We start from the raw sequence: 17,981 nt of genomic DNA on the forward strand, positions 1-17,981 counted from the left end.
GACATCGACCGCGCATCTTTCATATCGTCACCGCACACTATCCCGTCAACCGGTGTTACGAAGTCCGTCGACGAAATGTCGGTCCGCGAACTACGCGAAGTTAAAGCAGCGCTGAGGGCCGAACGTGAGGCACGGGAACTTGCGGAGGCACGCGCAGAGAAAGCGGAGGACGATTACGGCCTTATGTGCGATACGCTCGAAGCAGTGCGTGCGCAACCGCCGAGAACGGAGTACGTGGCCGATCCGAACGTATCCGAACGTTTGCGGAAGTACGAGGAGAGGTACGGAGACATTGACGAATTGGGGCGGACCGCGTTCGCTACCAACACGCAGGATTTAACCGCGTCAGTCATGTCGTTCAGCCGTGCCGTACGTGACTTTGCGAAACGCTACGCTTATATGGCGCAGTACAGTAGCGCTATTGTGACATTAGACCCGTTAACTGCGCGTGAGTATACGGAAGCGGTCAGTGCGTTACGAGACTTAGTGTCCGTGTTTCCGAACGGGCAATACGCTCGGACTGACGTTATTGACGCTGATTACAACATTATCGAGGGGGAGTATTAATATGGAATTTTTTACGGGAAATAAAAGAGAGATTACGCAGCTTTCGAGCAAAGTAGGGACGCTTATTCAGGAGAATGAAGTTTTGCGAAGCATCGTAGTTCGGCAGGAATCTCTATTTATCGCGTACCATGATGACTTATCCGAGATGCGTCGGGAAATATCTGAAGCAACTTCTATCTTAAAGTCCATGCAAGACGGGGCTGCGTCCTATAAATTTACGGCTACTCATGATTCAGGTGTTAAGGGGTTTAGGGTGCAGCCTCATTACGGGGCTCCTGATAACATCGAAAACTGGAGCCCTGAGGACCAAGTGAGGGAAAAGAATAGATGTAGGGTTGCGAGCCTGCTCTATGAATATGCCGACGTGCGGGGCCTAAGTACTGATGAACAGAGTATCGGCGTAGTCTACAAAATAATGTACCCCAAATTAGAAGCTGCTACAGGGTATAAACCGCGTAAGGGAACGGTTTTCAAGTACCTTCACCCAAACGGTCGAAAGGTTTATACGCTAATCGAGGATGGATACACAGAGGCATTCATAGAGGTAATACAGCGCGAGATAGATAGAGCGAAGGCATCGACGGGAACCTCAGCCCGGAAGCAGAAGCGGTCGCGCAAACACTCTAAGTCCGCGTAAACGGAGGTAATCGCGTATGAAAATAACCGCAGTATTACTCGCATCCGTAACGTTATCTTTCTTCGGTCTCGTCGCGTGTGTAATCGACGCGTACACGTTTCCACACAATAAACTCGGAGGTGTTTCGCTTAATGAACGTACAACTAACCGCTAATTTCGCACTACGCTCGGACGGTACGCAATTCATCGTCAGCCAACGCAAGATCGTCGACCCTACGAAAGCGCCCGGCTACAAAGCGGTCGAAGGCGCACCAGATCCGGAACTCCGCGAACGATGGGACGACGTCGGCTACTATCCGTTAACGTCCGGCGGATTGGTGGCGCTGCTCGATTCGGTCCGGTTACGCTCAACGGTAGCTGCCGCAGAATCAGCGGAAACCCTGGCGGAATTTATGGCGGTACTGTCCGCTGAGACGGACGCGTTGGTGGCTACTATTAGAGCGTGCGAATTGCCTGATATTACCGTCAAATTAGGTGCGTAGGGGCAGTGCGCGGGTATTTGGTAGGTTGACGGGGGCAAGCCCTAATAACACGGTTAAATTACGGGAGGGATAAAGTAGGAGTAACGAAAGGGAAGCGCGTCTTATTTACGATGGCATGCGGGAAAGTTACGCTGAACTAATTGATGCCTCGGAACACGGAGTCACGATGGTTTCGATCAGCACCGCGATTAAGCTCGCAGATATCGGAAAAGCGATCGCGCTGGAACTCGTTAGGGAACGCGCCAAAACGGATGAGAGAGCGCAACTTGCGAGTGACATTACGGGCGCACTCGATAGAGCGTTGGCGCGGTTAGGTAGCTCAGGTCGTTATTAAATATCGGGAGGGATGACGATGTGGAAGTACGTAATTTACGAGATGACAAAAAGTCGTATGCGCGGAACACGAGAGAGAAGACTGCGGACGTTATATCACCGTATTGACGCCGAGGCATTCGTCAAGAACTACGTAAAAGTCAAACCGGACGCGATTGTCCGTATCGAGCAGGTGGCCGTATGAAACGAGAAGAAATCATCGCAAAGTGGGGTGGAATGTCAGCGAGAGAGAGAGGGATGCGTGGATCGAGCGGGAAGTATTCGGCGGCAGTACGTACGGTACATTCCGTGAGGTAAACGAAGTTCGAGTTTTGATCCCGCACTACACGGCAATTATTTCCGATGCATGGGCGGTGCTTGAACGTTTTCCATACATTGAGGTTGCGCGTATTCCCACTCCAAAGACTACGTACGGTGTGCGGATAAACGGACTTGACGGCAGCATCAGAGTTATAACGCAGAAAGCTACGTTTCCAGAAGCGATCGGACTCGCGGCCATCATCGCAAAATTAGCAACGGAGGATTAACGTTATGAACTGTCCATTCTGCGCTGAGTATGTTATTGAGGTTTCCTTGTACCAATCAAAAACCATGAATAGGTGTCCGCGCTGTATGCGAGATATGTATTGTAAATTAAGACTATACGCAACTGAGAAACTTATCCGTAGGCAGACGGACAACGTAATAGGGAAGTGGGTTGGCATACCGAAATGAATAACGAAACATTCGAAACAATCGACGATATCATCGAATATTATCGCAAACAAAACGGAGGAGATGACGCGAATGAGTAACGTCAATAAACCGGTAATTCCCGCAGAGGTTGCGGACGCGATCAAGGGATTACGGGACCCATCCAGAGGTCACATATTTTCAAACGCGGAGATTACGACTCTAGCGTTAAAGACCGGCGGCGCGTTGCATAAGGATACGATTACCTTACGTAAGATATCGTTCGATACGTTGCTGGCCGCGTTGGTTAACGGGTATGAGCGTGAGATGACGGAAGAGCAAGCACGAGAACAGACATATGCAGAGATCGCACACACTCACCAACGGCACCGCGAGGGGATCGGAAGATACGGTAAGTTCAGTGAAGACTGCGCGTTTGCGGACGGCATTCAGTACGCGCTCGATACGCTTGGCATTGACGTACTGGAAACGTCGTGATTAAGACCGATTTCTACCGTCATTTTACCGTGATAATAGGCGGCGTTGATGCTCCGGAATGCTGTCGTACTCTACGCACGGAAAACCGCTATTTGCCTGCGATTTTAACGGAGCTAGGCGTGTTCCCATCCGTGGGGCAGATACGGCGGAATAGGCGGGATTTGATGCGGGAGGTTAACGGGAATGAGCGTATACGGATAGGGCGGAAGGTAGTTGATATACACGTCACGTAAATACTACGTTTAAGCTCGAAATGAGGAGTATTTGCGAGATCGTCCAATTTTACGTACTTTTCGTAACCTTTGCAAATCGGAAAATATCCGTATCAGAGACGAAAACTAGCATAAATTAACCTAAGAAATCCGGCTAAAACGGAAGTCTGTTATACATCTCGGAAAATACGTAATCGTCAAATTTGCGATTTTTCAAATTAAACCAGTCTCTATATAATCGGAGGAGTCAAGAGAGAGAACAATTCAGGGCAGGAAGTTAGTCAAGATTTACGAAAAAATGAAAACTTGAGAAAACGGGAGCATGGGGTAGATTAGAGGAGTTCTTACCAAAATGCGCAGTGATTAGTTGGGCATTTGAACTTATGCTAAAGGTATCTTATTTCGTCAAGAAGTAAAAATAATTCTTCTTCGCGGTAAAATAATTCGTTATAAACTAGTCAGAGCACGTTAGTAGCTTTTTGACGCAAAAAGAGTTAATCGTCGGACTTGCGGTTTTACCGGAATATCCCTATCAATCTATAATACGGAGGCGGTAACGAAATGCGAGATTTAAACGCAGACTTAGCGACATGCGTGGCGGCGACCGAAGGGGCAACGATGTGTATTGGGGATTCAGAAGTATTCTGCGAGTATATTGACGATAGACTTCCGGATGGCTTAATCGGAAGATTCACTCGAACGGAGGACGCGCTATTTTTCGCAGAGGCACGCGAAGGCTGGTCGGAAGCAATTCGTAGGGCAATCGCTACTGAGGGGTTGTTGCACGGATTGGTAGACGCGATTAATCGAGGAGACCTCCGTCAAGTACGCATGTCGAGCGGTACAGATTACGCGATAGGGTCCGCGAAAAGATACCTAAGCAGATAGTTCTATATGCTTAATTTCACCCTTCACATACGCGAAAATGATTCATTTAACAATGGATTATCGTTATTACGATGAGTGTTCGTATTTTATGCGAACAAGAAATTTCCTTAAGTGAGAGTATCATAGAAAGCGAGGGGAGAAAGTGACAAGGCAAAAAATTGACCGCACAGCCTGGCGCACATTACCGCACTCACAGTGGAACGTACGAACTGTCCACGCAATGTTCGCCGATTTGAATCGCGAGCACTTCGGAGTCGAGACGTACCTACCGATGCGTAACTGGGGTTTCGAGCAGGGTGCAATTAAACGTGCTTTGGCGGACCACGGAGCAGACGTTTTGCACGAGGCTTTCACGTTAATTTTCCGTGAATATAAGCCCACACCGGACTATCCGATACTTACGGCAGGATTCGCGATCAGCTACCGTTTAAACGCGATAATTCCCCGTGTCCTTGCGGACAGGCGGCGCAAGGAAAAAGCGGAGGCTACGGTAGTTAATGGCGGGATGGTCGCGGATGAATTAGCGGATTGGTTGTAAAAAGTGTAAAGGAGGAACGCAATGTCTAACGTAGACAAATGCATACTTGCGCAGCACTGCTCACAGGCTGGCGGACAAAGCTGTAATAACCTCTGTTCGTCCTGGATCGCAGTTCATGGATTCAACGGCGCGGGCGGACGGATTGCAGCGGCAGACGTACCGAAAGAGTACGCAGGCGTGACGCTCCAAAACTCTCCGGCAAGAGAGGATCAGGCGGAGGCTTATAAGCTCATCGCCTCGTACGTTAACACGTTCAAGCGGCAATTCGATGACGCGGGCGAGCGTGTAAAATCGCTGTACCTCTATTCGGACTCTCCAGGTACGGGTAAAACCACGTCGGCGATCGTGGTACTACACGAGTATATCGTACGCCATTACATCGGATCGCTTCAGCGGGGGCTACAGCCGTTGGAAAGGCCCGCGTACTTTCTCGACGTAAATGCGTGGCAAACGCTATTCCTCGGGTTCAATCGATCACACGTTCCAGCCGAGACAGCCGAACGCCATGCCGCCGAATATTACGCAATGGAATCACGCGCCAAAGTGACGCCATTCGTGGTCTTGGACGACATAGGCGTACGGTCGGCAACCGATGCATTTCGCGCGGACTTGCACAGCATCGTCAATTACCGCACGGCGAACGGATTACCGACGATATACACGTCTAACGTTACGCTTGATGACTTGAATACGGTGTTTGACGCAAGATTAGCGGACCGTGTTCGGGATATGTGCGTGGTGATGCCGTTTGTGGGCGGAAGTAAACGGGGGATACGTGATAATAAGAGGAAAACGGCGTAATAACGAGCATCCGGGAGTAGGAAGATTGTGGACACGCAGTTATCACTATTATTCGACAAATATAGACATGAATTTATTCGTAACAATGCTACTTATTACCTAAATCCGTCCAGTAAGTGGTACGTATTTCCGTTTATGTCGAATCTATCTTTTGGTAAAAACGACCTATTTGAGGTTTGACGTGATTTGTCATTTCATTGTAAAACTGGAGGTATGGGCATGAGCGTATACGGAGAGCAACTGATGTCAAAGATTGTCGATACGGGCGACGTTAAAGCGTTAACTCGCTTTGGCATAACCCGCACGGATTTCCCGACGTCAGGCGAGCGTCAGGCGTTTGATTTCGTGCTTGCGTATGCCGATACAAACGGAGGACAGGTTCCATCCTACGTAACATTAACGGCAGAGTGTCCGGATATTACGTATATACCCGGCGTGACGGATAGTTTCGAATACCTTGCGCGAGGGTTAAAAGAGGCCGCAGCTCGTCGTATAGTCCTCGAAAAAATTAACGGATACGTGGACGACGAGACTGGACGCAGGTATGAGTCGGAATTTGCGGCGAAATTCGACGAGCTATCGGCTGAAGATTTCGGGGAATACTTGCGAAAAATGGCAGATGGGATTAAAATGAGAACATCAGTTCGTGATAAAACGTCAACGGACGTGAAACTAGACTTCGAGAAGTTCCTAACGGAGTACGGAGCACGTAAATCGGGCGAGTCCTTTCGCATTTGGTTGTCAGCGTTCCCATACATTAACGAGCAAATTGGCGGATTTTTTAGTAGCAATATGTACACGTGGTACGCTCGCTCTGGCCGAGGTAAGTCGGTTATCGTAATGGTCGAAGCGCTGGAGGCTGCGATTCAAGGCGCGACGGTACTCGTGTGGGCCTTGGAGATGTCTGCGTATGAGTGGCTTGCGAGGGCCTACTCGTACCTTAGCGCTAAATCGGGCGTCTTCAACGCTAATTTTGACGGTGTGGATTACGAGGCTGGTTTCGATAACAAGGCGATGTTAATGGGTAAGCTCTCGGAGGAGTTCGAGGCTAAACTCGTCGAGTGGCTGCGTGGCCTTAACGAAGCTGTCTCCGGACGTATCATACTCCGAGCAACAGACGACGCAGATTTTCGCGATAAGTCCGTACGCCAGCTTGAGGCCGACATCCTCGAAAATAGCGCAGATGTGGTCGTCGTCGATCCGATTTACTATATGGATTACGAGGCGAACACGTCTAAAACAGCGGGGGGCGATGCGGCTGCTACGAGTAAAAAGCTGCGGCTGCTGTCCGGTCGAACGAAAAGCGTAATCCACGTCATTACGCAAGCCGACGAGAATCCGTCCGAAAAAGGTGATGACGGCGTACGTGAGTTGAAGCCGCCAAAACGTGCGGAGATCAAGAAGACCAAAGCCGTATTGGAAGACGCTGCGAATACGTTCGGTATCGACACGTTGGCTCACGAAGGGCGGGGCGTGGTAGAACTCGGTAAGGGGCGTAATGGTGGCGAAGATGCGCGCGTGGAGATCGTGTATCTTCCGAATTTCGGGATCGTGCGCGAGATTCGGGCGAGTGAGGATGCGGGGAAATTTGCGTCTGGATTTTAATGGTTGACACGGTAAACGGCCAATGCTATCCTTTAGTCAAGATAAAAGTTATCTTATAACTAGAGGGGGTAGCGTTTAAGTGGGTATACCTGCTTTTTCTCCGGATTTAATTAGAAATGTCGCCTTAGACGTGTTAGCTAAGCGTAGTGAGGGGATCAAGCAAGCTGACCTGTTCAGAGCAACCGAGTCTGAACTCATGCATCACTATATAATTCCGGAGCATTCAATAAAGAATGCTCTATGGGATTTGGGCGACAGGTTCCCTAAGTATGTAATCAAAAGAAAGCCATCGTACCGTGAAGTTTGGTTGTTTCCTGCCGACGATCTTCTTAGGGTTGCTCCGATTACCGAAATCCTCGAGCTTCCCCCAACAATATCAGATTGGGAGGAGGCTGAGAGGGACCATAAACAATCACAACTTATCGACTACAACATCTCAGGTCTTAATAACAAGACAATAGAGATTGCTAGATTTATTGAGTTTAGTGGAATAGAAGAGAACATAAGAGTACTGCAACAAGAAGGAATCGACCACATGAGTCCTGACGAGAAGGAGACTTTCTTTAAACTAAAGTTAACACTAGGATTACTGAAAGAAGTGAGAAATGAGGTGGCTCACCAACGAAAGCTTAGATAAGGAGGGAAAGAGTAAGTGTCTATTATCGCAGTCATTGAGTCGGCCCCGTGGAAATCCCCACGCTGGACACCGGACAAGCTTATCGCATGTTCCCCGTTCCGCGACACGGACGATACTCCGTCATTTTTCGTCGACCTGCGAGACGGACCATATTACGGATGTTGGTTCGACCCTGGCGCAGAGGACCCGGAGTGGCGATCGGGCGGTCCCGCTAAGCTTATCGCATTTTTACGCAACATAACTGAGGAGGAAGCGCACGAATTACTCCATGACGGACGAGACGCTCCGGCCGATTACATAACGCTGCGACTTCGAGGTCCAACGGTAAACAAACGCCCACAACCACTGGATAACGGGATACTTGCCGATTACCAGCGAGTGCCATCTACGTATCTGTCAGGAAGGCGTATATCACACGATATCCAAACGCTATTTCAAACGGGATATGACCCACGCGCGAGAGCAGTAACGCTCCCGTGGTTTGACGCAGCCGGTCGGTTGATGAACGTGAAGTACCGGAAGGCTGCGGATAAGACGTTTTGGTATCGCAAAGGCGGCGCGCCTATTCGATCGCTAATCTACGGCATCCATATCATAAATCAACGTAAGATTAAGCGAGTTCTGCTCGTAGAGAGCGAGACGGACTGTCTATACGCTTGGAGCTGCGGTGTGCCTGCGATCGCTGTCGGAGGATCGTCGTTTACGGCGGAAAAGGCGGACATTATACGGAAGAGTCCGATTGAGGAATTACTACTCGGTGGGGATAACGATCGCGCCGGACGGACTTTGCGGGCTCAAATACGCGAAAGGCTAACGTCAAGCTGCGCGCTATACGACGTAAAGATACCGGACGAATACAAGGATATTAACGATATTCCGGATGCTGAGATGGTGAGGGTGATGTGTGACGGTGCGGAGAGGGATCGGATTTGCGTGAGCGCGCGACTCACCGTTGGCAAAGCGCGTCGAGTAATGTGATATTAGGAATCAACGTGAATCACGTCCAATTAGACCGCACGCAACGAGTTAATCGTTCGTGCGCCCGCTCGGGTGTGCTTCAGTCCATTCGTATAGACTGTAAGGCGTAGGCAGGTCAAGAACCTCTGAAATAGTACGGGCATGTGCTATTTCCATAGTCTTGCCATACCTCATATTTATATACGCGCTAATTTGGCTTTTGTGTATCCCGGTTTTTCTCGAAAGTTCTGCTTGAGATAGGCCAGCGTTTTTAAGCAAGTGTCCGAGCAGGCATTTAGTAGCTTTATAAGCCATAAATGCCTCCGTATAAAATTTCTCAAAAAATAGTTTAAGAAAAGTGTGTCACGAGACTCTCAGTGTCGTTGAAGTAAGTGTAAGGCGAAAAAACAAAAGGCGGTGGTTCCTCTGAGCTTTGAAAAACTAAATAAAACATATGATGCTTTCTTCAAGGACAAAACTACTGATAATTTTAACTTACTTTATGAGACAGCGAAAGACGAGTTCTTAGCACAGCATCGAAGACGGTTGATAGCTAGTGGTCTCTGCACTCAAAACGAAGCTGATGCAATTTTCGATGACGTGTTACTGAAGTTGACTTCGAGAGAGTATCTACAGAACTTCGGACTACAGCTTGCAACTTCATTGAGTAACGCCAGAAAGGATTACATCAAAATCTCACTAAGGAGAAATAGACATTACGAGCAAAGTTTAGGTATAAGTTTTGATGAGAGTGCGCCAATACTCAAAATCAGAGACGAAATACAAACGGAAGTTGAAGTACTAAAGAAAGAAGACGACCAGCATCAACTGATCGCCTACCTTTCGGACCCTAGCCAGGTCGATTCTGATACGACAGCTATCGTATCAATATTCCTTCAGGAAGAATTTGAATCCGTCAGAGCACTCGCCAAAGCGCTCGGACTGCATCCTGAAGCTGTTAGTCGCAAGTTACGCAAACTTGGTCACCGATACGACGCCAATCGTTTCGGGAACATTAGCGATTACTTGCCCGAAGGGTTACGCGTGAATAGGAAGTATATTTCTGCGTAACTGACTATAAGGTTGAGTCGGAGCTTCAGGCATGAGGCCCGACCTACCCTTAAGTGCATTATAACACAACGACTCGTTTGTTAAACAAGACTGTTGGTGTATGCGTTATGTATTTTTACTGGAAATTCGCTTACCTCACAATTTGCAGTTTACCAGTTAATATAACGCTTGTCAACGCTATTAACCGGAGGTGCCCACGATGATCCGTAGAAAATCGCATAAAAATTATGCGTGTAACAACGAATATACGATATCTAAACGCTACGAAGAGTCACCCGTTCCATACGAAGACCCAGCGGACTACATCCGCGTTCCCACGTTAAAGGGGGTTCGCATCGCATGAGCATCGCAATTGACCCGAAAGCCGGCACGCATTTTATCGGAAAAATCTTCGTATCTCCGCACGCTTGCGACCGCGCCGCCGAGCATTTCGGTGTGGATCGCAGCCGAGCGCCTATGCACGTAATGGATATGTTGCGCCGCGCTTCGTTAATCTCGGAGCACGTAATCGACGAAGAGGGCAAGCCCGGCCGCATGTTCGCGTATCGGCGTACGGTGTTTATCGTCCATCCTTCGGAGTCTACCGTTTATACGCTTTATCCGCAGCACAAGGCAAACGAAGTCATTCGTAATCCGATCGAGCGCTTAATCCAGCGCGCAGTTAAAGCGGCTGAACGCAAGGAAAAGCGCGAAGTAAAACGTATTAACGTCCGTAAAGCAGAGCTAGCGGTCGAACGTGCGGAAGCTGAATTACGTTGCATTAAATCCGAATCGTCACGTGTCGTCGCGGAAATGAACGCCCGTATAAACGAGATTGACGTGGAATTACGAAATCTAGCGCGTGAGCTTATCGAGGTTCAACGTGAGAAAACGAATATTATGAAGTCCGTTGTTGCTTACGTATAAATTTTCGCTTCCTTTATATAAGCCGGAATTTCTTACGCCGGCTACGCGGTATTGACGGAGGGTGTGGGGACCCGTTGCCAGATGTGTCAGTACCGTGTAGCGGACGTAAGAATACAGCGTGTAACAACGCTAATTCGAAATCCGAAAATTAACCGAGGGGAACGTGATTGAATGAGTATTTTCACACGTAAAGGCGAAGCGGCTGCGGCGGCTACGAACAATGACGGAGGTGCGCAGGAGAGTCCGATTGTATCGTTCAAATCCGGTACGACGTTCAAAGTCGGAGTCAAGTCCGTTAACGATGTAGCTGAGTATTACGGTTACAGCGTGTTCAAGAAAGTGAATACGTTTGTTCCGAAAAACGGTGCTGTACGTAATGCTCGCGGATATGTCGAGTCCGGTGCGACGGTTTGGGACCAAGCGGCCGAACTCCTCTATGCCGACGCTAAGGTTGCGAAGGACAGCGGAGCGGGCGATGAAGCAGTCAAGAAAATTACGGATGAGGCGTATCTGTATCGCGGCAAACAACGGTTCTTGCGCGCATTCTTCGATTTGACGACGGGCAAGGACATCGTAGTTGACCTGAGTCCGAAGCAAGAGAAAACGCTAAAAGCCGTCATCGAAAAGTACGCGAAGAAGCTCGGCACAATCGCATTCGAACTTTCGAAGACAGGTACGAGTACAAACGCAGTCGTTGCGTTGTCTCCGATTATCGACGCGGACGAAGACCTGACGGACGAGGAACGCAAGAACTTCGAGAAGCTGGCGGATGCGCCGTTCGATATGGAATCGTTCGAGATGTGCTTGTACGTAGCTGACGAGGACGAACAGGTAAAGAACCTCGTTATCGCAGGCTTCGATATCTCGCGTTTGGGTCTGTCTATCGGGGCAGCAGCGCAGACTCCGCCGACCGAACCACAACAGCCGGAAGCCCCCATCGATATCAGCGAAGAGGAATTACCGTTTTAATCACGAAAGGAGGGCGTGAATATGTCCGCAGTAACGCTAGAAAAACCGAAGGTGTCCGCAGGAGGCTCCGGTAACGAGCCGCCGCATGTTGTGGTAATCGCGTCCGGAAACGCAGATTTTAATAACGAAGGGAGACACGTGTATGGGCTTGGGAACGAACGTTTGGCTAATCGCGGATAAAAATGACGGCAAGCAGCCAGTCGCGTGTCGAGTAGCGGAGCAGGACTCGGAAGGTTATATAAACGCACTTCGCGGCAGTGGTTACGTAAGAATCACCGTAGCTCGTCCGGCGTTGGAGATTGATGACGTAGCTGGCACGGTAAATTATACGGAAAGGGGCACGGAATATGCTCAGTAAACTCAGTCCGTGGCAAGCGTTCTTACTCACGGTCTTGTTGACATTCGGAGCTTACGCCTTTCTTTCGTGGGTGCTGGCGTTCCTAATTTCGTTCGTATTCGGATTTAGTTTCGGATTTCTGAACGCGGCTGGCCTTATCGTCATCATCGTTATTATCAGCGGGTTGTTACGTAAAGGAGGTGAGTAATACGGCACATCAAACGGAAATTACCGGCAAATACTCCGAGATGGCGGCGCGTCTTGCGCTGTTGGCTAACGGATGGACCGTTCACACTTCGGAAACAGCGGAAGCTTACGACGTATTAGCGACGGAGCCACTTACGGGTCGCCACGTTAAGATTCAAGTTAAGACGGTGCGCAGACGTTCAGATCGGGAACGTGAAGGCGGCGTCGCGGACCTCGTAGTTTACGCACGGAAAGGCAACGGCACGACGTACGATCGAGCCGACGCTGACTATATCGTTGGTGTGTGGGCGGTCGATGGCGAGGCCCCGCGGGTGTTTATGTTCGAAAATCGTTGCCTGAGCGAGTATTGGTGTAGCGAGGCGCGAGCGTCCGAACGTTGGGTCGAGTTGTCCATCGCGCTGAATCGTAATCTCGACGAACCTGAATCGGAAGTAGCAACGTTAGCACTCGCAGCTTAACGTAAGTCCAAATAAATCACGGGCCAACGAGCCCCTAAAGGAGACCGATTAAATGACGAAATTGAACGTAACTGTACCGGCTGTAGACGTAGAGGTAAGCGGAGTTAGGTATCGCAAGGTTGACCGTGATGCGCGAGTTGGCGATATCATCCGCTATGAGGACGAGAATGGTTACGTTACGAAAGGCGCATTTTACGCGGTGACACAGATTGACGTTTGCGGCGACCCGCATATTGAAGATAACGATGGCGACGACTTCGACCTTTGCGGTGAGGAGTTCGAAGTGTATGCGAAAGTATCGGAGACCAGCGCTGCCTATCGCGAGGTTAAACGCCACGCCAAGGTAGGCGAACGTATCCGCATTGTACGTAAGGCTTCCGGAGAGGGGCGCTACGAAAACGGAGCCGAGTTCGTAGTGAATTCCACGGGTAAATACAGTGATGTGCGTGTAACGGTTGGGTCATCGAACCACGTAATGGTGCTGCTGCGCGAGTACGTCGTGCTCGAACCCGTAACCTCTGAGGAACCCGCACCTAAACGCCTGAAGGTCGGTGAGTTTGCGAAGGTGATCGGGCCCAACGACAACGCGAATAACTACGAAATCGGATCTATCGTAGAGATTGTAGAGGTTGAGGTTAACGGAGTGCGTGGCCTTTACGTGGCAAAACGGCCGGACGGCACGCTCGGTAATAACTTACGCACGCGTCAAGTAGTCCGCGCAACCGACGAAGAGGTGGCGGAAGTTAAACGTAAACTCACGGTCGAAGTCGGCTCTACCGTTCGCCTTACGATTAAAGACGGAGCGAGTCCGCATTACGGATGGGGCGAGGTAAATAACGGTGCCGTCGGTACTGTCCGTAGCCTCCGCGGTGAGAAAGCTTACGTTGATTTTCCGCAGCAAGACGACTGGACTGCGCTGCTTACAGAGCTGACTCCCGTTTCTGACGGGGAGAAGACGCAGCCACAACCGCAGCCTGTGCGTTTCAAAGTCGGAGAATTTGCGCGTACTCTCGTCGCGAAAAGTGGTATTCCGAAGGGTTCGATCGTCAAGATTACGAGAGATGACGAAGATAGTAGGCCATTCCGCTCCGTATTGTTAGACGGCAGCAACTTCGAATTCTACCGTCAGGACGAACTCGAACGCGTTGATGCGGAGACTGTGAAGTGGGCTGTGATTGGGCGGAAGGTAAACACGTATAGAGACGGAGACGTCGTTCAATTTACAAAAGACACGGGTGCAACGGGTTACCCAAGCGGCTCAATAGCGGTTATTCGTAACGTGTCTGGAACGCGCTTTGACTTTGGTGATTCCGTCTACTCCCCGTACGGTGGCGAATCCTCATGGGTGAAGCTCGTAGCTCCGGTCGAACAACGTTTTGACCGGATGGAAGTAGAAGCGAAAGCCGCAGCGTAAGGAGGTGCCGTATTATGGCTGACGTTAAATTAACGCTTAATCTCCGCCAGCCGACCGCAGACCCTAACGTAGCCGAACGTGTAGCCGACGCAGCCAAACGTAAGAAAGCCGCAGAGGAAACGCCAGCCGAAGCAGTCGAACGTATTAGCGCAATGTCGTTGACGGAGCGCGAACGTAGGGCCGTAGACGCGGTAAGAGAGACGGGAGCAACAGGCAAATTCCCGCCTCTCCGCTCCGGCGGTCAAGTAACGAAGGCTGACGTAGTTGCAGCGGGCGAGCGTATCTTGGCGGATGCGCAGCGTCAGGAAAGGGCGGAAAGGATAGCGGAGACGTTACGGACGAAACCGGATAATTTCCACATCATTACGGATGGCGCGGAGCTACCAGCGTTCGTTGAGCGGTTACGTGAGGAGTGCCGCCATCAGATGCGTGAGTGGCCGGACAGGTGGGCGAAACTTGGCGTAAAGTCCATGACCGCGAACGACTTCGAGGGTACCGGCGTCGATACGTATATTGACGTTTCGATCGGTTACTCCGTATGGCTTCCGTTGCTCAACGAAGGTTATTACATCCCGTACGGTCACGTCGACATGCGCGGCGAACCCGGCTTCGAGTTTCTTGACGCTATGAGTGCGTTTAAATCTGGAGATTTACAACTAACGCGTTCGAAAGTGCTTGCGGCAATCTCTCCGTATTTATCACAACCAACGCATGGCAAGTCGTTTCACATGGGATCAGCGCGTTACGATTTACACGTCGCGATTAAGGACGGTTACGAGATTCACGGATGCGCATGGGACTCACTCGATGCGATGCGGATGCTTAACGAACACGAAGAGTCTTTCGGCCTCAAGCCGTTAACCGCGAAGTACGGACGGTTCTTCGGAATCAACGGACCTGTTTACACGTTCGAAGATATGTTCGGCAATCGTTCGCCAGCTCCGTTTAGTACCGAGCTCGTCGGGATTTATGCGATAAAGGACGTCTTATACGGCTGGAAATTCTCCGAATGGCAATACGAGCAGATGAAAAACGCAGCCTCCGCAGATGGTGTCGGCAAGCTACTCGACTGTTACGCGATGATTGACTCCAAGTTACCGGAGACAGACGTATTCCTGGCGCGGTCAGGGTTCGTCGTCGACCTCGAAGGGCTCGCGAAGCTTGAGGCGGAGTTTACGCCATTACTCGAACAAGCGCGTGAGGACGTAATTACAGCGTATGATATCGGACCGGAGTTTGTACGTAAGATGGATCGTACGTTAAACGCCAGCAAAATCGAAGGCTGGATCGAGAAGCAGCGTCGACGGATCGCACGTAATAAGGAAGCGACCGAGAAACAACGTGCAATTATCGCGGAATGTAAAGCGGCAGGGAAAACTTCGCTGAAGAAGTACACGAACGCAGTCGCACGTCTCGCGGAGTTAGAGGCGGAAGAGTCAGCGCCGGCAGATGAAGAACACGCGCCTTTGTTTGTAACGGAATTTTCGATTACAAACGGGAATCACCTAGCGTATTTAATCTACGACCATCTCGGAATACGTGACCGTACTGGTCAATTTAAGCGCGGTAAGAAACGGAGTACAGCAGCGGATGTTATGGAGGCGTACTACGAGGAAGAGGAAGCGCTAAAGCCGCTCGCCACCGTTGCCGCGTACGAGAAATTACTCACAACGTATATTCAGCCGATGCTAGGCAGCGCTGGTAAGTCGTCGATTATCGAAGTTGATGGACGCGTACACTCCGAGTTTAAGTCGGGTGGGACTGCGACCGGGCGGTACAGTTCGTCAGGCTACAGTGGGCGTCCAATTGATATATTACGCGAATTTGAAACGGAGGGATGATGTTGATTATAGCATGGACTATTTTCATCGCTGTTCTCTTGTTGATTTTAGGCATTGCTCATGATTGTTTCGTGGAATACAGACGGGGCGACAGAGAAGAAGGTGCAAAGGCGTTTGTGTTTATTCTTTTCTTGGCCGTAGTTGCATCGTTGCCTGCGGATTATATTTTCGGAGGTTGATCGATGCCACTAACGATAACTGACGCCAACTACCACGCAATTGTCCGCAAACTCGTCGCCGATGACCGTAAAGTCAGCCGCGGCCAGAATCTTCAGAACCTTCCGTCAAAAGGCGCAGGCAATCGCGTACGTAATTGCTTCTTACCGCGTCCGGGTTCTACGTTCGTCGGCGCTGACCTCGGTCAGATCGAACCGCGCGTAATGTCGCACATCATGTTTACGCGATATGGCGATAACTCTATGCGTCAAATCTTCGTAGACGGCGTTGACCTCTACACGACGATGGCGATGATGACGTTTAATCTTCCGCAGGAATATTGCATCGACAAAGCGTACGACCCGACGCATACGTTCCAGCCTCGGAAGATGATGAAGACGGGCCAGCTTGCGGTGTCGTACGATCAGTCGCCGAAATCGTTCGCGAAGAAGATGAACGTTACTGACGATGTGGCTGCGATGTTCTTCGATAATTTCGACCGTACATTTCCGTCGTTTAAAACGATGGTGGCGGATATCCGTGAGTTTATGCGGCGGCACGGCTACGTTGAGACACTGGACGGGCGGAAGCGGCGGTTCCCAGATTACAAGAGCGTTGCGGCAGCGGCGGCCAAGAACGAACAGCGGCTAATCCGCTTATATACAGAGCGGAAGGCGTTGCGCAATAAAACGAAGCTCAGTGCGTTAGATTCCGCGAAGTTACAACGCATTCAAGACGAAATCGACGTACTATCTGAAAAGCGTGGGCTTATCGGATACTGGGAGCGCGCGTCATTCAATGCCGTAATTCAAGGGACTGGCGCGGACGTGCTGAAGCGTATCGGCATCCGTAATGCCCAAGAGTGCCGAGCGCGGGACTGGGAGTTTAACGCGTCCATTCACGATGAGATCAAAAACTCGATACCTAACGGGCAGCTAACGCGTGAGACTATCGCGCTTATCGACGAGATTATGACGCAGACAGTTACGTTCAGCGTACCGCTCGTTACTGATATTGTGATCGAACCGCGCTGGATGATGGAGTACGGAGCAGATGAGTGGGATTTCGATAATTGCCGCCCGCTGCCTGAGTACGCAAATAAATACGAGGAGGCTGCGTAAATGAACGAAATCGTAACGGTAATCGACGTAGAAACAACGGGCCTTGACGCCACCACCGACCACATTACCGAAATTGCCGCCATCCGTGCGGAAGTTGGGGCCGGCGGTTATACTCGCGAAATTGGACGACTCCAGACGTATGTTACGCTGCCTGATGGCGCAGATATTCCGGAGTTCATCACGGAATTGACTGGAATTAAGACGGAGGATTTGCGTGGCGCTTCCACGGCTGAACAGGCGATCACCGCGTTGTGGTATTTCGCCCGCAGATCGGTCGTAGTTGCTCAAAATGCTCCGTTTGACCTCTCGTTTATCCGAAAGCAATATACGCAGGTAGGCGGAGGTGCAGAACGTGGAGCAACGGAGTGGTTCGCCTGCACTCGCGCCATGTCCCGCTTAGTCGATCCAGACGAGCCCGCAGGCCGCCGCGAGGCTTGCAAGCGTTACGGCATTCCGTTAAACGGACACCACCGCGCAATGAACGACGTAGAGGCGACATTGCAGCTTTACGCGATTCTCAAGGAGAAAGCGGAAGTTAACGGAATCACGTATCATAACGTCGTGGTTGACAGCGAAGAACGACCACTTATCTATACGCCGCCTGGCGCAATCGTTCGGACTATTACGAAACCCAAGGAGGCGGTTTAACTGTCGCAGGAACTCGCAAATAAAAT

The 17,981-nt window shown here is 50.4% G+C and carries 25 protein-coding genes; 24 read left to right on the forward strand and 1 reads right to left on the reverse strand.

Translation table 11 applies throughout. From position 1 onward, the window contains the following. The first annotated feature begins 75 nt into the window (after window positions 1-75). The 13 genes from ACIFQM_RS11045 (at window position 76) to ACIFQM_RS11105 (ending at window position 8,848) form a co-directional block, all read left to right on the forward strand. The gene (locus tag ACIFQM_RS11045; protein WP_430065451.1) at window positions 76-567 is read left to right on the forward strand and encodes a hypothetical protein; all 492 of its coding nucleotides are present in this window, start codon (window positions 76-78) and stop codon (window positions 565-567) included. 1 nt (window position 568) lies between these two features. After that, a complete protein-coding gene (locus tag ACIFQM_RS11050; RefSeq protein ID WP_430065453.1) occupies window positions 569-1,204 on the forward strand; it encodes a hypothetical protein in 636 nt (211 codons plus the stop codon). Window positions 1,205-1,335: 131 nt separating this feature from the next. Next, window positions 1,336-1,686: a hypothetical protein gene (locus tag ACIFQM_RS11055; protein WP_430065454.1), complete on the forward strand. Its 351-nt coding sequence runs from the start codon at window positions 1,336-1,338 to the stop codon at window positions 1,684-1,686. Between the two features lie 166 nt (window positions 1,687-1,852). Next, complete coding sequence (locus ACIFQM_RS11060) at window positions 1,853-2,020, forward strand: hypothetical protein (RefSeq protein ID WP_430065456.1); 168 nt, start codon at window positions 1,853-1,855, stop codon at window positions 2,018-2,020. A gap of 18 nt (window positions 2,021-2,038) precedes the next feature. After that, window positions 2,039-2,203, forward strand: a complete 165-nt coding sequence (locus ACIFQM_RS11065) for a hypothetical protein (protein ID WP_430065458.1) — start codon at window positions 2,039-2,041, stop codon at window positions 2,201-2,203. 22 nt (window positions 2,204-2,225) lie between these two features. Next, a complete protein-coding gene (locus ACIFQM_RS11070) occupies window positions 2,226-2,546 on the forward strand; it encodes a BC1872 family protein (RefSeq protein ID WP_430065460.1) in 321 nt (106 codons plus the stop codon). Between the two features lie 259 nt (window positions 2,547-2,805). Continuing rightward, window positions 2,806-3,189, forward strand: coding sequence for a hypothetical protein (locus ACIFQM_RS11075; protein ID WP_430065462.1), 384 nt, complete (start codon window positions 2,806-2,808; stop codon window positions 3,187-3,189). A gap of 773 nt (window positions 3,190-3,962) precedes the next feature. Next, window positions 3,963-4,289: a hypothetical protein gene (locus tag ACIFQM_RS11080; RefSeq protein ID WP_430065464.1), complete on the forward strand. Its 327-nt coding sequence runs from the start codon at window positions 3,963-3,965 to the stop codon at window positions 4,287-4,289. A 271-nt stretch (window positions 4,290-4,560) separates the two neighbouring features. Continuing rightward, the gene (locus ACIFQM_RS11085) at window positions 4,561-4,827 is read left to right on the forward strand and encodes a hypothetical protein (protein ID WP_430065466.1); all 267 of its coding nucleotides are present in this window, start codon (window positions 4,561-4,563) and stop codon (window positions 4,825-4,827) included. Between the two features lie 21 nt (window positions 4,828-4,848). After that, window positions 4,849-5,628: a DNA replication protein gene (locus ACIFQM_RS11090; RefSeq protein ID WP_430065468.1), complete on the forward strand. Its 780-nt coding sequence runs from the start codon at window positions 4,849-4,851 to the stop codon at window positions 5,626-5,628. A gap of 219 nt (window positions 5,629-5,847) precedes the next feature. Next, window positions 5,848-7,233 carry an AAA family ATPase gene (locus tag ACIFQM_RS11095; protein ID WP_430065470.1) on the forward strand — a complete coding sequence of 462 codons (1,386 nt, stop codon included), beginning with the start codon at window positions 5,848-5,850 and terminating at the stop codon, window positions 7,231-7,233. 79 nt (window positions 7,234-7,312) lie between these two features. Then, the gene (locus ACIFQM_RS11100; protein WP_430065471.1) at window positions 7,313-7,870 is read left to right on the forward strand and encodes a hypothetical protein; all 558 of its coding nucleotides are present in this window, start codon (window positions 7,313-7,315) and stop codon (window positions 7,868-7,870) included. Between the two features lie 15 nt (window positions 7,871-7,885). Further along, window positions 7,886-8,848 carry a toprim domain-containing protein gene (locus ACIFQM_RS11105; protein ID WP_430065473.1) on the forward strand — a complete coding sequence of 321 codons (963 nt, stop codon included), beginning with the start codon at window positions 7,886-7,888 and terminating at the stop codon, window positions 8,846-8,848. Between the two features lie 48 nt (window positions 8,849-8,896). On the opposite strand, the gene ACIFQM_RS11110 is transcribed toward ACIFQM_RS11105, so the two are convergent. After that, window positions 8,897-9,142, reverse strand: coding sequence for a helix-turn-helix domain-containing protein (locus ACIFQM_RS11110; protein WP_430065475.1), 246 nt, complete (start codon window positions 9,140-9,142; stop codon window positions 8,897-8,899). 102 nt (window positions 9,143-9,244) lie between these two features. Here ACIFQM_RS11110 and ACIFQM_RS11115 point away from each other — a divergent pair, with 102 nt between their 5' ends. The 11 genes from ACIFQM_RS11115 to ACIFQM_RS11165 all read left to right on the forward strand — a co-directional run bounded on the left by ACIFQM_RS11115 (window position 9,245) and on the right by ACIFQM_RS11165 (window position 17,955). After that, a complete protein-coding gene (locus tag ACIFQM_RS11115) occupies window positions 9,245-9,898 on the forward strand; it encodes a hypothetical protein (RefSeq protein ID WP_430065477.1) in 654 nt (217 codons plus the stop codon). A 339-nt stretch (window positions 9,899-10,237) separates the two neighbouring features. After that, window positions 10,238-10,804, forward strand: coding sequence for a hypothetical protein (locus ACIFQM_RS11120; RefSeq protein WP_430065479.1), 567 nt, complete (start codon window positions 10,238-10,240; stop codon window positions 10,802-10,804). A 171-nt stretch (window positions 10,805-10,975) separates the two neighbouring features. Continuing rightward, the gene (locus ACIFQM_RS11125) at window positions 10,976-11,773 is read left to right on the forward strand and encodes a hypothetical protein (RefSeq protein WP_430065481.1); all 798 of its coding nucleotides are present in this window, start codon (window positions 10,976-10,978) and stop codon (window positions 11,771-11,773) included. A 21-nt stretch (window positions 11,774-11,794) separates the two neighbouring features. Continuing rightward, window positions 11,795-11,953 carry a hypothetical protein gene (locus tag ACIFQM_RS11130; protein ID WP_430065483.1) on the forward strand — a complete coding sequence of 53 codons (159 nt, stop codon included), beginning with the start codon at window positions 11,795-11,797 and terminating at the stop codon, window positions 11,951-11,953. Beyond that, on the forward strand, window positions 11,916-12,131 hold the full coding sequence (locus ACIFQM_RS11135) for a hypothetical protein (RefSeq protein WP_430065485.1): 216 nt from the start codon (window positions 11,916-11,918) through the stop codon (window positions 12,129-12,131). The genes ACIFQM_RS11130 and ACIFQM_RS11135 overlap by 38 nt, the downstream gene beginning before the upstream one ends. Next, window positions 12,121-12,318, forward strand: a complete 198-nt coding sequence (locus tag ACIFQM_RS11140; protein ID WP_430065486.1) for a hypothetical protein — start codon at window positions 12,121-12,123, stop codon at window positions 12,316-12,318. The genes ACIFQM_RS11135 and ACIFQM_RS11140 overlap by 11 nt, the downstream gene beginning before the upstream one ends. After that, window positions 12,311-12,775 (forward strand): hypothetical protein, encoded by a 465-nt coding sequence (locus tag ACIFQM_RS11145; protein WP_430065488.1) that lies wholly within the window; start codon window positions 12,311-12,313, stop codon window positions 12,773-12,775. The genes ACIFQM_RS11140 and ACIFQM_RS11145 overlap by 8 nt, the downstream gene beginning before the upstream one ends. Before the next feature lie 52 nt (window positions 12,776-12,827). Then, window positions 12,828-14,189 carry a hypothetical protein gene (locus ACIFQM_RS11150; protein WP_430065490.1) on the forward strand — a complete coding sequence of 454 codons (1,362 nt, stop codon included), beginning with the start codon at window positions 12,828-12,830 and terminating at the stop codon, window positions 14,187-14,189. 14 nt (window positions 14,190-14,203) lie between these two features. Further along, the gene (locus ACIFQM_RS11155) at window positions 14,204-16,030 is read left to right on the forward strand and encodes a DNA polymerase (protein WP_430065492.1); all 1,827 of its coding nucleotides are present in this window, start codon (window positions 14,204-14,206) and stop codon (window positions 16,028-16,030) included. 182 nt (window positions 16,031-16,212) lie between these two features. Continuing rightward, on the forward strand, window positions 16,213-17,307 hold the full coding sequence (locus ACIFQM_RS11160; RefSeq protein WP_430065494.1) for a DNA polymerase: 1,095 nt from the start codon (window positions 16,213-16,215) through the stop codon (window positions 17,305-17,307). Then, window positions 17,308-17,955 carry a 3'-5' exonuclease gene (locus ACIFQM_RS11165; protein ID WP_430065496.1) on the forward strand — a complete coding sequence of 216 codons (648 nt, stop codon included), beginning with the start codon at window positions 17,308-17,310 and terminating at the stop codon, window positions 17,953-17,955. Window positions 17,956-17,981 lie beyond the last annotated feature (26 nt).

Source organism: Paenibacillus sp. NRS-1782 (genome assembly GCF_050467685.1).
In the GTDB taxonomy this organism is placed as follows: domain Bacteria; phylum Bacillota; class Bacilli; order Paenibacillales; family Paenibacillaceae; genus Paenibacillus; species Paenibacillus terrae_A.

Coding starts and splice junctions, on each gene's coding strand:
- ACIFQM_RS11045 (WP_430065451.1), top strand. CDS start 76: ATGTCGGTCCGCGAACTACGCGAAGTTAAAGCAGCGCTGAGGGCCGAA.
- ACIFQM_RS11050 (WP_430065453.1), top strand. CDS start 569: ATGGAATTTTTTACGGGAAATAAAAGAGAGATTACGCAGCTTTCGAGC.
- ACIFQM_RS11055 (WP_430065454.1), top strand. CDS start 1,336: ATGAACGTACAACTAACCGCTAATTTCGCACTACGCTCGGACGGTACG.
- ACIFQM_RS11060 (WP_430065456.1), top strand. CDS start 1,853: ATGGTTTCGATCAGCACCGCGATTAAGCTCGCAGATATCGGAAAAGCG.
- ACIFQM_RS11065 (WP_430065458.1), top strand. CDS start 2,039: ATGTGGAAGTACGTAATTTACGAGATGACAAAAAGTCGTATGCGCGGA.
- ACIFQM_RS11075 (WP_430065462.1), top strand. CDS start 2,806: ATGAGTAACGTCAATAAACCGGTAATTCCCGCAGAGGTTGCGGACGCG.
- ACIFQM_RS11080 (WP_430065464.1), top strand. CDS start 3,963: ATGCGAGATTTAAACGCAGACTTAGCGACATGCGTGGCGGCGACCGAA.
- ACIFQM_RS11085 (WP_430065466.1), top strand. CDS start 4,561: ATGCGTAACTGGGGTTTCGAGCAGGGTGCAATTAAACGTGCTTTGGCG.
- ACIFQM_RS11090 (WP_430065468.1), top strand. CDS start 4,849: ATGTCTAACGTAGACAAATGCATACTTGCGCAGCACTGCTCACAGGCT.
- ACIFQM_RS11095 (WP_430065470.1), top strand. CDS start 5,848: ATGAGCGTATACGGAGAGCAACTGATGTCAAAGATTGTCGATACGGGC.
- ACIFQM_RS11110 (WP_430065475.1), bottom strand. CDS start 9,142: ATGGCTTATAAAGCTACTAAATGCCTGCTCGGACACTTGCTTAAAAAC.
- ACIFQM_RS11120 (WP_430065479.1), top strand. CDS start 10,238: ATGAGCATCGCAATTGACCCGAAAGCCGGCACGCATTTTATCGGAAAA.
- ACIFQM_RS11125 (WP_430065481.1), top strand. CDS start 10,976: ATGAGTATTTTCACACGTAAAGGCGAAGCGGCTGCGGCGGCTACGAAC.
- ACIFQM_RS11130 (WP_430065483.1), top strand. CDS start 11,795: ATGTCCGCAGTAACGCTAGAAAAACCGAAGGTGTCCGCAGGAGGCTCC.
- ACIFQM_RS11135 (WP_430065485.1), top strand. CDS start 11,916: ATGGGCTTGGGAACGAACGTTTGGCTAATCGCGGATAAAAATGACGGC.
- ACIFQM_RS11140 (WP_430065486.1), top strand. CDS start 12,121: ATGCTCAGTAAACTCAGTCCGTGGCAAGCGTTCTTACTCACGGTCTTG.
- ACIFQM_RS11150 (WP_430065490.1), top strand. CDS start 12,828: ATGACGAAATTGAACGTAACTGTACCGGCTGTAGACGTAGAGGTAAGC.
- ACIFQM_RS11155 (WP_430065492.1), top strand. CDS start 14,204: ATGGCTGACGTTAAATTAACGCTTAATCTCCGCCAGCCGACCGCAGAC.
- ACIFQM_RS11160 (WP_430065494.1), top strand. CDS start 16,213: ATGCCACTAACGATAACTGACGCCAACTACCACGCAATTGTCCGCAAA.
- ACIFQM_RS11165 (WP_430065496.1), top strand. CDS start 17,308: ATGAACGAAATCGTAACGGTAATCGACGTAGAAACAACGGGCCTTGAC.